11 protein-coding genes and 1 rRNA gene are annotated in these 12,582 nt (G+C 71.2%); 2 read left to right on the top strand and 10 right to left on the bottom strand.

The window, feature by feature from the left end; all coding sequences use genetic code 11:
• Positions 1 to 21 precede the first annotated feature (21 nt).
• On the bottom strand, positions 22 to 438 hold the full coding sequence (locus AB0D08_RS19250) for a metal-sensitive transcriptional regulator (protein WP_082526710.1): 417 nt from the start codon (positions 436 to 438) through the stop codon (positions 22 to 24).
• 253 nt (positions 439 to 691) lie between these two features.
• Here AB0D08_RS19250 and AB0D08_RS19245 point away from each other — a divergent pair, with 253 nt between their 5' ends.
• Both AB0D08_RS19245 and AB0D08_RS19240 read left to right on the top strand, forming a co-directional pair.
• Positions 692 to 1,312 (top strand): DUF47 family protein, encoded by a 621-nt coding sequence (locus tag AB0D08_RS19245; protein ID WP_033821786.1) that lies wholly within the window; start codon positions 692 to 694, stop codon positions 1,310 to 1,312.
• A 5-nt stretch (positions 1,313 to 1,317) separates the two neighbouring features.
• Complete coding sequence (locus AB0D08_RS19240; protein ID WP_359890109.1) at positions 1,318 to 2,313, top strand: inorganic phosphate transporter; 996 nt, start codon at positions 1,318 to 1,320, stop codon at positions 2,311 to 2,313.
• Between the two features lie 177 nt (positions 2,314 to 2,490).
• Here the strand turns inward: AB0D08_RS19240 and pstB are convergent, their stop codons facing one another.
• From pstB to rrf, 9 genes are all read right to left on the bottom strand, one after another.
• Positions 2,491 to 3,267, bottom strand: a complete 777-nt coding sequence (pstB, locus tag AB0D08_RS19235) for a phosphate ABC transporter ATP-binding protein PstB (protein ID WP_033821788.1) — start codon at positions 3,265 to 3,267, stop codon at positions 2,491 to 2,493.
• A gap of 41 nt (positions 3,268 to 3,308) precedes the next feature.
• Positions 3,309 to 4,379, bottom strand: coding sequence for a phosphate ABC transporter permease PstA (gene pstA / locus AB0D08_RS19230; RefSeq protein WP_359890106.1), 1,071 nt, complete (start codon positions 4,377 to 4,379; stop codon positions 3,309 to 3,311).
• Positions 4,376 to 5,359, bottom strand: a complete 984-nt coding sequence (gene pstC / locus AB0D08_RS19225; protein ID WP_033821790.1) for a phosphate ABC transporter permease subunit PstC — start codon at positions 5,357 to 5,359, stop codon at positions 4,376 to 4,378. The genes pstA and pstC overlap by 4 nt, the downstream gene beginning before the upstream one ends.
• Positions 5,360 to 5,518: 159 nt before the next feature.
• Complete coding sequence (gene pstS / locus AB0D08_RS19220; protein ID WP_033821791.1) at positions 5,519 to 6,655, bottom strand: phosphate ABC transporter substrate-binding protein PstS; 1,137 nt, start codon at positions 6,653 to 6,655, stop codon at positions 5,519 to 5,521.
• A gap of 286 nt (positions 6,656 to 6,941) precedes the next feature.
• Positions 6,942 to 7,481 carry an NUDIX hydrolase gene (locus tag AB0D08_RS19215; RefSeq protein WP_082526711.1) on the bottom strand — a complete coding sequence of 180 codons (540 nt, stop codon included), beginning with the start codon at positions 7,479 to 7,481 and terminating at the stop codon, positions 6,942 to 6,944.
• Positions 7,482 to 8,543 (bottom strand): CHAD domain-containing protein, encoded by a 1,062-nt coding sequence (locus AB0D08_RS19210; protein ID WP_051812975.1) that lies wholly within the window; start codon positions 8,541 to 8,543, stop codon positions 7,482 to 7,484.
• A gap of 94 nt (positions 8,544 to 8,637) precedes the next feature.
• A complete protein-coding gene (locus AB0D08_RS19205) occupies positions 8,638 to 11,220 on the bottom strand; it encodes an RNA degradosome polyphosphate kinase (protein ID WP_359890101.1) in 2,583 nt (860 codons plus the stop codon).
• A 147-nt stretch (positions 11,221 to 11,367) separates the two neighbouring features.
• Entirely contained in the window at positions 11,368 to 12,342 is a 975-nt protein-coding gene (gene mshD, locus AB0D08_RS19200) for a mycothiol synthase (protein ID WP_033824199.1), read from the bottom strand.
• 147 nt (positions 12,343 to 12,489) lie between these two features.
• A 5S ribosomal RNA gene (gene rrf, locus AB0D08_RS19195) occupies positions 12,490 to 12,582 on the bottom strand; the annotation flags it as partial.

The following is a 12,582-nucleotide window of genomic DNA, read 5'->3' as shown; positions in this document are numbered from 1 at the left end:
CGGCCGGGAGCACGCGGCCGCTCAGGACCGCAGCAGCCGGGCGACGGCCGCGGTGGCCTCCGCCACCTTGGCGTCCAGCTCCGCCCCGCCCTCCTCGGCCGCGGCGGCGACGCAGTGCCGCAGGTGCTCCTCCAGCAGCGACAGCGCGAAGGACTGCAGCGCCTTGGTGCCGGCCGAGACCTGGGTCAGGATGTCGATGCAGTAGACGTCCTCGTCGACCATCCGCTGCAGGCCCCGGATCTGCCCCTCGATCCGGCGCAGCCGCTTGAGGTGTTCGCTCTTCTGGGAGCTGTAGCCGTGCGGGCCGTGCCCACCGGACGCGGTTGCCGGGTGTCCGCCGACGCCCGCCCCACCGTCCTCGTGGTCGTGGTCCGCCGGGCCGGGGACACCGTCGCCGTGCGCCGGTCCGTCCTCGGTGCGCGTCGGGATCGTGGTCATCCGGCTCGCCTTCCGTCCTCGCTGCTCGGCCGTGCGGCTGCCCGCCCCGTGCCTGAGCTCCCAGTGTCCAACACCACGGGCCTGGACGGTGTTCCGCCGTCCGGGCGGGCGGTTCCCGGACCGGTGCTGCAGGGCAGGGGCAAACCGGCCGAGTTTGAGCCACACTGAGGCGTCACGTCAACCCCCGTTTGCACAGTTCTGACACCTTGCGCCTAGCATCGTTCAGTCCCGCCCCCGCACATCGGAGATTTCCGTGCGTTTTAGCCTGACCCCGAAGGAGACGAGCTTCTACGACATGTTCGCCGCGGCCGCGGAGAACCTGGTCGTGGGATCGAAGCTCCTGCTGGAACTGTTGGGAGCCGACGTGTCGGCCCGCGCGGACATCGTCGAGCGCATGCGCGCCGCCGAGCACGCGGGCGACGACACCACCCATGCCGTGTTCCACCAGCTGAACTCCTCGTTCATCACGCCCTTCGACCGCGAGGACATCTACAGCCTCGCCTCCTCGCTGGACGACATCATGGACTTCATGGAGGAGGCCGTCGACCTGGTCGTCCTCTACGACATCGAGACCCTGCCCAAGGGTGTCGAGCAGCAGATCGAGGTGCTGGCCCGGGCGGCCGAGCTGACCGCCGGCGCGATGCCGCACCTGCGGTCGATGGAGAACCTCACCGAGTACTGGATCGAGGTCAACCGGCTGGAGAACCAGGCGGACCAGATCCACCGCAAGCTGCTCGCCCACCTGTTCAGCGGCCAGTACGACGCGATCGAGGTGCTCAAGCTGAAGCAGGTCGTCGACGTCCTGGAGGAGGCGGCCGACGCGTTCGAGCACGTGGCCAACACGGTGGAGACCATCGCGGTCAAGGAGTCCTGACCGGCGTGGACACCGCAGCACTCATCGCCGTCCTCGGCGTTGCCTTCTTCTTCACGTACACCAACGGCTTCCACGACTCCGCGAACGCCATCGCGACCTCGGTCTCCACCCGGGCGCTGACCCCCAAGGTCGCGCTGGCGATGGCGGCCGTGATGAACCTGGCCGGTGCCTTCCTCGGCAGCGGCGTGGCACACACCGTCTCCAGCGGCATCATCGAGACGCCGACCGGCCGGCAGGGGATGGGCATCCTGTTCGCCGCCCTGGTCGGCGCCATCGCCTGGAACCTCACCACCTGGTACTTCGGCCTGCCCTCCTCGTCCTCGCACGCGCTGTTCGGCGGCATGGTCGGCGCGGCGCTGGCCGGCGGCACCGAGGTGATCTGGTCCGGCGTGCTGGGCAAGATCGTCATTCCGATGTTCGTCTCGCCGGTGGTCGGCCTGATCTGCGGCTACCTGGTGATGCTGGCGATCCTGTGGATCTTCCGCAGGGCCAACCCGCACCGGGCCAAGCGCAACTTCCGGGTCGCCCAGACCGCCTCGGCCGCCGCCATGGCCCTGGCGCACGGCCTCCAGGACGCCCAGAAGACCATGGGCATCGTGGTGATGGCGCTGACCATCTCGGGCCACCAGTCGACCGGTGACATCCCGATCTGGGTCAAGGTCTCCTGTGCCACCGCCCTGTCGCTGGGCACCTACGCGGGTGGCTGGCGGATCATGCGGACCCTCGGCCGGAAGATCATCGAGCTGGACCCGCCGCAGGGTTTCGCGGCCGAGGCCACCGCGTCCACGATCATGTACGTCACCTCGTTCGTCTACAAGGCGCCGATCTCCACCACCCATGTGATCACCTCCGCGATCATGGGTGTGGGCGCCACCAAGCGGCTGCGCGCGGTCCGCTGGGGGGTCGCCAAGAACATCGTGCTCGGCTGGTTCATCACCATGCCGGCCGCCGCGCTGGTGGCCGCGCTGATCTACGCGGTCGTGCACGGGGTCTTCGCCTGACCCCACCACCGGCAGGAAACAGGAAAGCGGAAGGGCCCGCCCCCACGTCTCGGGGGCGGGCCCTTCTCAGTGCTCCGCGGCGGCACCGCCATGCAGCGCCGCGGAGCAGTCACTCGCCGCCGGTCCCGGGCGCCGGGTGGCGCCAGGTTCCGGGACGGGGGCTCGCGGCCGGTCCGATCAGCCGAAGCGGCCCGAGATGTAGTCCTCGGTGGCCTGGACCGACGGGTTGGAGAAGATCCGCTGGGTGTCGTCCAGCTCGATCAGCTTGCCCGGCTGGCCGACACCGGCCAGGTTGAAGAAGGCGGTGCGGTCACTGACGCGGGCCGCCTGCTGCATGTTGTGGGTCACGATGACGATCGTGTACTGGGTCTTCAGCTCGCCGATCAGGTCCTCGATGGCGAGGGTGGAGATCGGGTCGAGGGCCGAGCAGGGCTCGTCCATCAGCAGGACCTGCGGCTCGACCGCGATGGCGCGGGCGATGCACAGCCGCTGCTGCTGGCCGCCGGAGAGGCCGGCGCCCGGCTTGTTGAGGCGGTCCTTGACCTCGTTCCAGAGGTTGGCGCCCTTGAGCGACTTCTCGACCACGCCGTCCAGCACGGACTTCTTCTTGACGCCCGCCAGCTTGAGACCGGCCACCACGTTGTCGTAGATGGACATGGTCGGGAACGGGTTCGGCCGCTGGAACACCATGCCGACCGAGCGCCGCACGGCGACCGGGTCGACGTTGGAGCCGTACAGGTTCTCGTCGTCGAGCATCACCTTGCCCTCGACCCGGGCACCGGGGATGACCTCGTGCATCCGGTTCAGGGTCCGCAGGAAGGTCGACTTGCCGCAGCCGGAGGGGCCGATGAAGGCCGTCACCGAGCGGGGCTCGACGGTCATCGAGATGTCCTCGATGGCCTTGGTGGTGCCGTAGAACGCGGACAGTCCGCTGACGTCGATGCGCTTTGCCATGATCTTTCGTCTTCTCTCGTCGTCTCGTACGTCAGTCGGTGTCAGTGCCCGGCCTTGGGCGAACGCCAGCGGGCGATGCCGCGCGCGACGAGGTTGAGCCCCATCACGAAGGCGATCAGCACCAGCGCGGCACCCCAGGCGCGGTCGTAGCCGTACTCGTTGTTGACCACGGTGTACTGCTGCCAGATGTACAGCGGCAGGGACTGCTGCGGGTCACTGAACGGGTTGTTGTTGATGACGTCACTGCCGAACACCAGCATCAGGACCGGCGCCGTCTCGCCCGTGATGCGGGCGACGGCCAGCATCACGCCGGTGGTGATGCCACCGATCGCGGTCGGGATGACGATCCGGACGATGGTCTTCCACTTCGGCACACCGAGTGCGTACGAGGCTTCGCGCAGCTCGTTCGGGACGAGCTTGAGCATCTCCTCGGCGGAGCGGACGACGACCGGGATCATCAGGATCGCCAGCGCCAGGCTGCCGGAGAAGCCCGAGTAGCCCTGCTTGAACATGGTCCAGATCGAGAAGATGAACAGACCGGCGACGATCGACGGGACACCCGTCATGACGTCGACGAAGAAGGTGACCGCCTTGGCCAGCCGGCCCCGGCCGTACTCGACCAGGTAGACGGCGGTCAGCAGGCCGATCGGGGCGGCGATCAGGGTCGCCAGGAGCACCTGCTCCAGGGTGCCGATGATGGCGTGGTAGATACCGCCGTCGGCCGTGGTGGAGGCCACCACGCCCTTCATCGAGTGGGTCAGGAAGTCGCCGTTGATGGCGCCGATGCCCTGCTGGACGGTGTAGAAGGTCAGCGCGCCGAGCGGCACGACCGCCAGGATGAAGGCCACCCACACCACCGAGGTGGCGAAGCGGTCCTTGGCCTGCCGACGGCCCTCGACCTTGGCCGCGAGGCCGTAGCTGATGGCCAGGAAGAGCAGGGCGGCGATCAGGCCCCACTGGATGTGGCTGGCCAGACCGGCGCCCGCGCCGATGGCGCAGCCGAGGGCGATGGCGAGCACGGCCACCCCGGCGGGCGCCCAACGGGGCAGCCGGGCGGTGGTCAGGTCGCGGCGCAGCAGCGGAGCCGGCGCGGTAGTCGTTGCGGCGCTCATGCGTTGGCCCCCGAGTACTCCTTGCGGCGGGCGATGATCATGCGGGCCGCACCGTTCACCAGCAGGGTGATCACGAACAGGACGAGGCCGGAGGCCATCAGGGCGTCACGCCCGAACGGCTGGGACTCGTTGAACTTCAGGGCGATGTTCTGGGCGAAGGTGCCGCCGCCCGGGTCGAGCAGGTGCAGCGACAGCTGGCTGTTGCTGGAGAGCACGATGGCGACCGCGATGGTCTCGCCGAGCGCGCGGCCGAGGCCGAGCATCGAGGCGGAGATGATGCCGGGGCGGCCGAAGGGCAGCACCGCGGTGCGGATCATCTCCCAGCGGGTGGCACCGAGGGCGAGGGCCGCCTCCTCGTGCATCCGCGGGACCTGCCGGAAGACCTCGCGGGTGACCGCGGTGATGATCGGCAGGACCATGATCGCCAGCAGGATGCCGACCGTGAACAGGTTGCGCGCCGGGGCGCCGTTCTTGGTCTGGTCGAAGATGTACGTCCAGCCGAGGTACTCGTTCAGCCAGCTGGTCAGACCGTCCATGTGCGGCACCAGGAAGAGCACGCCCCACAGGCCGTAGACGATGCTGGGGACGGCCGCGAGCAGGTCCACCAGGTAGGCGAACGGCTGCGCGATCCGGCGCGGCGCGTAGTGCGAGATGAACAGCGCGATGCCGACCGCCACCGGAACCGCGATCAGCATCGCGATCAGTGCGCTGACCAGCGTGCCGAAGGCCAGGACCGCGATGCCGAAGACCGGCTTCACGCCGTCCGGGGTCCACTCGAAGGTGGTGAGGAAGTTGCCCTCGTTCTTGCCCAGGGCGAGCGCGGAGCGGTAGGCCAGGAAGCCCGCGATGGCGGCCATGATGACCAGCAGCAGGATGCCTGCACCACGGGAGAAGTTGAAGAAAACCTTGTCGCCGAAGCGGCTGTCGCGCCTGCTCCGGCCGGCCCTGCCCTGGGACGTGGCAGGGGGTGATGAAGTCATGGTCGTTTTACTCCGGTCTGGCGGCGCTGCCCCGGCGAGGGGCGGCACCAATGGCGGCGGTGCCCCGGACGTGTGTGGCGGTGGATCGGAACCCGGATACCCGGCGGGGCGGCCCCGCCCCCTCCTGCGGGGGCCGCCCTGCCGGTGTCACCCGAGGGGTCAGGCCAGGGTCGGGATGACGGCCTGGACCTTGGTGGACAGCTCCTTCGGCAGCGGCACGTAACCGGCCTGGCCGATGGCCTGCTGGCCGGTGTCGCTGATGGTGTAGGTCAGGAAGGACTTCAGCAGGTCGAGGCTGTCGGCCTTGTTGCCCTTGTCGCAGGCGATCTCGTAGGTGACCAGGACGATCGGGTAGGCACCCTCGTCCTTGGTCGCGTAGTCGAGGGTCAGCGCCAGGTCGCTGCCGGTGCCCGCGATCTTCGCCTTGGCGAAGGTGGTGGCGCCGTTGGCGGCGGTGGCCTCGACCGGCTTGCTGGCGCCGGTGCTGATGGCGGCGCTGTTCAGCTTGTTGGTCTGGGCGAAGGAGAGCTCGACGTAGCTGATCGAGTTCTTGACCTGCTTGACCTGCGCGGAGACACCGGCGCTGCCGTTGGCGGACTGGCCGCCCTTGCCGGCCCAGGTCTTCGCGGCCGGGTAGGCCCACGCGCCGCCGCCGGCCTTGGCCAGGTACTTGGTCAGGTTCTCGGTGGTGCCCGAGTCGTCCGAGCGGTGGATCGCCTGGATCTCGGCGTCCGGCAGCTTCGCACCCGGGTTCAGGGCGGCGATGGCCGGGTCGTTCCACTTGGTGATCTGCGAGTCGAAGATCTTCGCGATGGTCGGGCCGTCGAGGACGAGCTTGTCGACACCGTCGACGTTGAAGACGACCGAGATCAGACCGCCGACCATCGGCAGGTTGACGCCCTGGCCTCCGGTGCAGACCGCCTTCGAGGCGTCGACCTCGGCCGGCTTGAGCGCCGAGTCGGAGCCGGCGAAGGCCACCTTGCCCTGGTTGAACTGCTGGATGCCGGCGCCCGAGCCGACCGCACCGTAGGTGATCGTGGTGCCGGAGCAGGCGCTGCCGTAGGCGGCCTTCCAGACATCGACGGCGTTGCCCTGCGCGGTGGAGCCGGCGCCGAGCAGCTGGCCGCCCTTGGCACAGGCGATCGCGGCGGCGGGGGCGGCCGAACCGGAGGAGGAGCCGCCGGCGGCGGTCTTGGTGTTGTCGTCGGTACCGCACGCGGCGAGCGACAGCGAGCTGACGAGCGCCACGGCACCGATGGCGAGGGCCTTGGAGCGGCCGTTCCGCTGGAGCTTCACAGGGTGTCCCTTTCTGAGGCATCGCCCGCGTCAGAACCGACCCCGTCGGGGCAGGCAGCGCGGGTTTTGCTGTGGTCCGGGGCCTGTTCGGCCCTCCGGTAGTCCCGAAGTTAAGCCGGGCAGGTGACGCATCAGGCGGTCGCAAATGAACGGGGAGTGAACCTCGGACGGATGGCAGGAAACTGCGGCCGGTAGTAACGGTTGCGTCACGAGCAGGGCGCAGCGAGATCACCCGGACAGCGCAAGATCAACGCCGCCGCCACCGGGCGTGACCGGAGCCTCGCGCTCAGAGCCTGCGGACGTCCTCGCCGAGCGCCTCCAGCAGCGCGTCCACCAGCACCCGGTCCCGGACGTGCGTCAGCCGCTCCCTCGCCTTGCGCGGCGACAGCCACTCCAACCGGTCCACCTCACGGTTGGGGGCGAAGGCCCCCGCGGTCGCCACCGCCGCCCAGTACCGCACCTCCTTGGGCCGCCCGCCGACCCGGTAGTGCTGGGCGGGCAGCTCGGTGCCGAGCCGGCACTCGAAACCGGTCTCCTCGCGCACCTCGCGCAGCACCGCCGCCCGCCAGCCCTCACCCGGCTCCAGCTTGCCCTTCGGCAGGCTCCAGTCGTCGTACTTGGGCCGGTGCACCAGCGCCAGGCGCGGCTTCTTGCGCCGCCGCCCGTTCTTGGCCACCGGCCCCGGCACCCAAAGCACCGCCCCGGCCGCCAGGATCGTCGACCTCTCCGGCCCCACCCGTCGCGGCACCGGCCGGGCACCCCCGCTCCGGGGTCCGGCGTACTGGTCGCGGGCCGCGCCGTGCGCGGCGTTCAGGCGGTTGCCCATTCATGCCATCCGTGGTGCCGGGAGGCCCTCTCCACCGCCGAGGCCGGCCGACAGGCCCGGCCACCGGCGGCCGAAGGCGTACCTGGCCGCCTCCACCTCCAGTCGTTGATCAGCATGCACCACCCCGAGCACGTAGGCCGTCGCCGGGGTGATCCTCGGCGTACGCGCCGCGGTCGAGGCCGTCACCGCCGCGTCCGCGGCCTCCCGGTGCCGGTCCAGCACCCCGTTCAGCTCGTCCAGCTCGGGCAGCGCGCTGCCGCACACCTCCAACGCGTACCTGGCCCGCTTCACCAGGATCCGCACCCGGTGCCACGGCGCGTCGTCGGCCGCCAGCGCGGCGTCCGCGTCCAGCACCGGCCCCCGGGCCTCGGGCACGGTGGCCAGCCGGTGCAGCCCGTCCCCGCCGTACGGGGTCGCCGCCCGGCTCAGCGGCAGCCGCTCCACACCCGCCAGCAGCGCCGACAGCGCCCCCGCCGCCTGCCCGGGCAGCTCGGTGGCGGGCCGGCCCGCCACCGCACCCGCCAGCGGCACGTCACCGGCCAGCAGGGTCATCCGGTCCGCCAGCGCGTGCAGCCGCGCGGAGCGCAGCTCCTGCAGCAGCGCGGTGTGCGCCCTGGTCCTCGCCAGCGTCAGCTGCCGCTCCAGCAGCGCCCTCGCCTTGGGCGCGCCCGCGTGCCCGGCCAGCATCCCCGGCGCCTGGGCGTCGGTGTCCCCCAGCGAGTCCACGGCCGCCAGCAGCCGGGCCGCCCGGCGCTGGTGCGCCGGCTCCTGCCCCAGCAGGTCGAGCAGCCAGCGCAGCTCCGCCCTGGTGTCCTGCGCCCACTGCGGCTCGAAGGCGTCGCCGAAGGTGTGCAGCGCTCCGCCGACCCGCCGGACCGCCCCCAGCAGGTCGCCCGCGGCCGCCGCCGACGCCGGAAGCGCGCCGGGTCTCGACGCGGCCTCGCCGACCGTCTGCGGCAGAGCACGCAGGAACACCCCCGCCTGGGCGGTGAGGTAGCCGGCAAGAACCTCCCCGACGGTCGCCGCGGAGTTCACGGCTGCCGTGGTCGGCGCTTCGGTCATGGCACTGCTCTCCCCGATGTGGTCCCGGGCCCACGCCGTGGCGATGGACCCGGGGCTGGTGTCCGGTGCTCCCACGCTGCCCCGGCCGAAGCCGTCAGCGCGTCCCCGACGAACTGCGGTTGCGGCGGCGCGAGTCGATCAACAGGTCCTGGACGTGCCGCAGCGGCCGCCCGTCCGCGTCCAGCGCGCGCCGGGTCCAGCTGCCGTCCGCGCCCAGGTGCCAGGACTGCGTCTCGTCCGACATCCCGAGGTCCAGCAGGCCGGACAGCTCCGCCCGGTGCGCCTGGTCGGCCACCCGCACCAGGGCCTCGATCCGGCGGTCCAGGTTGCGGTGCATCATGTCGGCGCTGCCGAACCACACCTCCGGATCGCCCCCGTTGCCGAACACGAAGACCCGCGAGTGCTCCAGGAACCGGCCCAGGATGCTGCGGACCCGGATGTTCTCGCTCAGCCCGGCCACGCCCGGCCGGATCGCGCAGATGCCGCGCACCCACACGTCCACCGGCACCCCGGCCTGCGAGGCCCGGTAGAGCGCGTCGATCAGCTGCTCGTCGACGATCGAGTTGACCTTGAGCTTCACGTACGCCGGGCGCCCGGCCCGGTGGTGCGCGATCTCCGCGTTGATCCGCGAGACCAGCCCGTCCCGCAGCCCGCGCGGCGCGGTCAGCAGACGGCGGTAGGACTCGCGGCGCGAGTAGCCGGACAGCCGGTTGAACAGGTCCGACAGGTCCGCCCCGACCTGCTGGTCGGCGGTCAGCAGCCCCAGGTCCTCGTACAGCCGGGCGGTCTTGGGGTGGTAGTTGCCGGTGCCGACGTGCGAGTACCGGCGGAGCGTGTCGCCCTCCTGCCGGACCACCAGGGACAGCTTGCAGTGCGTCTTCAGGCCGATCAGCCCGTAGACCACGTGGCAGCCGGCCTCCTCCAGCTTGCGGGCCCACTTGATGTTGGCCTGCTCGTCGAACCGCGCCTTGATCTCGACCAGCACCAGCACCTGCTTGCCGGACTCCGCGGCGTCGGTCAGCGCGTCGACGATCGGCGAGTCACCGGAGGTCCGGTACAGCGTCTGCTTGATCGCCAGGACGTGCGGGTCCGCCGCGGCCTGCTCCAGGAAGGCCTGAACCGAGGTGGAGAAGCTGTCGTACGGGTGGTGCAGCAGCACGTCCCGCTCGCGCATCGCGGCGAAGATGTCCGGCTGCGAGGCGGACTCCACGTCGGTCAGCCCGCGCGCCGTGCCCGCCACGAACTTCGGGTACTTCAGCTCCGGCCGCTCCAGGTCCGCGAAGCCGAACAGCCCGGTCAGGTCGAGCGGGCCGGGCAACGGGAAGACCTCCGCCTCGGTGATGTTCAGCTCCCGGATCAGCAGGTCCAGGATGTACGGGTCGATCGACTCCTCGACCTCCAGGCGCACCGGCGGGCCGAAGCGGCGCCGCATCAGCTCCTTCTCCAGCGCCTTGAGGATGTTCTCGGTGTCGTCCTCCTCCACCTCCAAGTCCTCGTTGCGAGTGACCCGGAAGGCGTGGTGCGCCAGCACCTCCATCCCCGGGAAGAGCTCCTCCAGGTGCGCGCCCATCACGTCCTCGAGCGGCACGTACCGCTGCGGGGACGCCTCCAGGAAGCGCGGCAGCGACTGCGGCACCTTCACCCGGGCGAAGTGCTTGTGCCCGGAGACCGGGTTGCGCACCACCACCGCGAGGTTCAGGCTCAGCCCCGATATGTACGGGAACGGGTGGGCCGGGTCCACCGCCAGCGGGGTGAGCACGGGGAAGATCTGCTGCCGGAACAGGGCGTGCAGCCGGGACTGGTCCTTGTCCGCCAGCTCCGGCCAGCGGACCAACTCGATGCCCTCGGCGGCCAGGTCCGGCAGCACCTCCTGCTGGAAGGTGGCCGCGTGACGGGCCATCAGCTCCCGGGAGCGGCGCCAGATCAGGTCGAGCACCTCGCGCGGCTGCAGCCCGGACGCGGACTTCTGCGCGACCCCGGTGGCGATCCGGCGCTTCAGCCCGGCCACCCGGACCATGAAGAACTCGTCCAGGTTGGACGCGAAGATCGCCAGGAACTTGGCCCGCTCCAGCAGCGGGATGTTCGGGTCCTCCGCGAGTTCGAGCACCCGCTCGTTGAACGCCAGCCAGCTGCGCTCGCGGTCCAGGAAGCGGCCCTCAGGCAGCTCCTCGACCCCGGACTCGGCCGACGGGCCCGCGGACGCACCGGCGGCGCCGGCGACGGGCTGCTGCCCGTCCTCGGCCGCCAGGCCCAGCGCGAGGCCTGCGGGAAGGGCCGCGGCGGGCGTCGGCGGCGCGGCGGGCGTCCGGCCGGGCGCGGCCGACGTCCCGGTCACGGCGCGCTTGGCCGGCGTGGCCGTGCGCTTGGCCGCGCCGCGCTTGGCGGGGGAGGCCTTCTTCGCCGCGGCCGGCGTGGCCCGCTTCGCCGTCCGGGGCCGGGCCGGGGCCTTCGCCTCGTCCTGGCCGGTGGCCGTCACGCCCGCGCCGCCGCTGTCGCCGGCCGGCGGGGCAGCCGGATCCGCGCCCGCGCCCGGGCCGGCGCCCTGGGCGCTGGGCGACGACGACAGCGGGGCGGAGACAGGCCGAGGGATGCTCATCGTGTTCAGCTCCTCCTGCAGGGCGAAGTCCTGGCCGTACGGCACACCGACGGTGCGCTCACTGCCCTCGTCCCGCGGCACCGGCGCCCACCCGCCGGAGCCGGCCGGAGAGACGGCCGGTCGGTGGGCGGTACGTGGACGAGGCACTTCGGGCTTCATCCTGTGATCTTCGCGGTGTCAATTGAATCCACGGTAAACACCGCATGGCCGGGAGGAAAGCTGAGTCGGTCACCCCTGGGGGTGGATCCGGACCTGCTGTCCGGCACCGGCGGCCGCGGACTGAACGCGGTACATCAGGTCCACTTCGTGGATGGTGAACCCCAACCTCTCGTATACCCGCAACGCGGCCGGATTGTCGGCGTCCACGTACAGCAGCACCGCCGGCACCTTCCGCTCCAGCAGCAGGTGGCGCAGGCCCGCCGCGGTCAGCACCCGCCCGAGACCACTGCCCTGCTCGCCCGGGGCCACCCCGACGACGTACACCTCGCCTAGGCCGTCCGGGTGCACCTTGGTCCAGTGGAAGCCCACGGGCTCCCCGTCCCGGACCGCCAGGAAGAAGCCGTCCGCGTCGAACCAGGGCTCGGCCAGCCGGTCGGCCAGGTCCGCGCCGGTCCAGCTGCCCTGCTCGGGGTGGTGGGCGAAGGCCAGCGCGTTCAGCCGCAGCCAGGCCTCGTCGTCCTCACCGGGACGGAAGGTACGGAGCTCGATCCCGGCCGGCAGCGGCACCTGCGCCGGAACCTCACCGGTCCGCCGCAGCTGCCGCAGCTCGCGCACCAGCTCGGCGCCGTACACCTCCGCCAGGCGGGCCGCGGCCGGGTGGCCCCCGTGTGCCCAGAAGTCGACCCAGGTCCCCGGCCCGGCGACCGCCAGCACCTGGTCGACCAGCCGGTGACCCAGCCCCCGGCCGCGCAGCTGCGGCACCACCGCGAGCTCGGCCGAGGCCGCGGCCTGCCCGGAGCCCTCCAGCTGGGCATACCCGGCGGGGGCGTCCGCGTACGTCTGGACGAGATGGCGGACACCCGGGCGCGGGCTGTCCGCCTTGATCCGCAGCCGGCCCGCCTCCGACACGGCGTCCCGTCCGTCGGCCTCGGCGACCGAGGTCAGTACGGTCCTGGCCACATCGAGCTGTTCCGGAGTGAGTGAGTCCGTCGCCAGGATCCGGCCCTGGTCGTCGGCGCGCGAAGTGTGCTCAGCGGTCTCCATATCAGCGACCTTACGCCGCATCAGCTCCGGCCCACCGGGCACCCGGCCCGGAGCCCGGGCGGTGAAAATGATCGAGCCGGAAATGACCGGGCCCGGAAATGCGAGAAGCCCCTCCGGGGAACCCGGAGGGGCTTCTACTGAAGAATTGTTCGGCGGCGTCCTACTCTCCCACAGGGTCCCCCCTGCAGTACCATCGGCGCTATGAGGCTTAGCTTCCGGGTTCGGAATGTAACCGGGCGT

This window comes from Kitasatospora sp. NPDC048540, from assembly GCF_040651175.1.
Taxonomy (GTDB): Bacteria; Actinomycetota; Actinomycetes; order Streptomycetales; family Streptomycetaceae; genus Kitasatospora.
The sequence above is the reverse complement of the archived record's forward strand: the minus strand, read 5'-3'. Positions and strand labels throughout refer to the sequence as shown.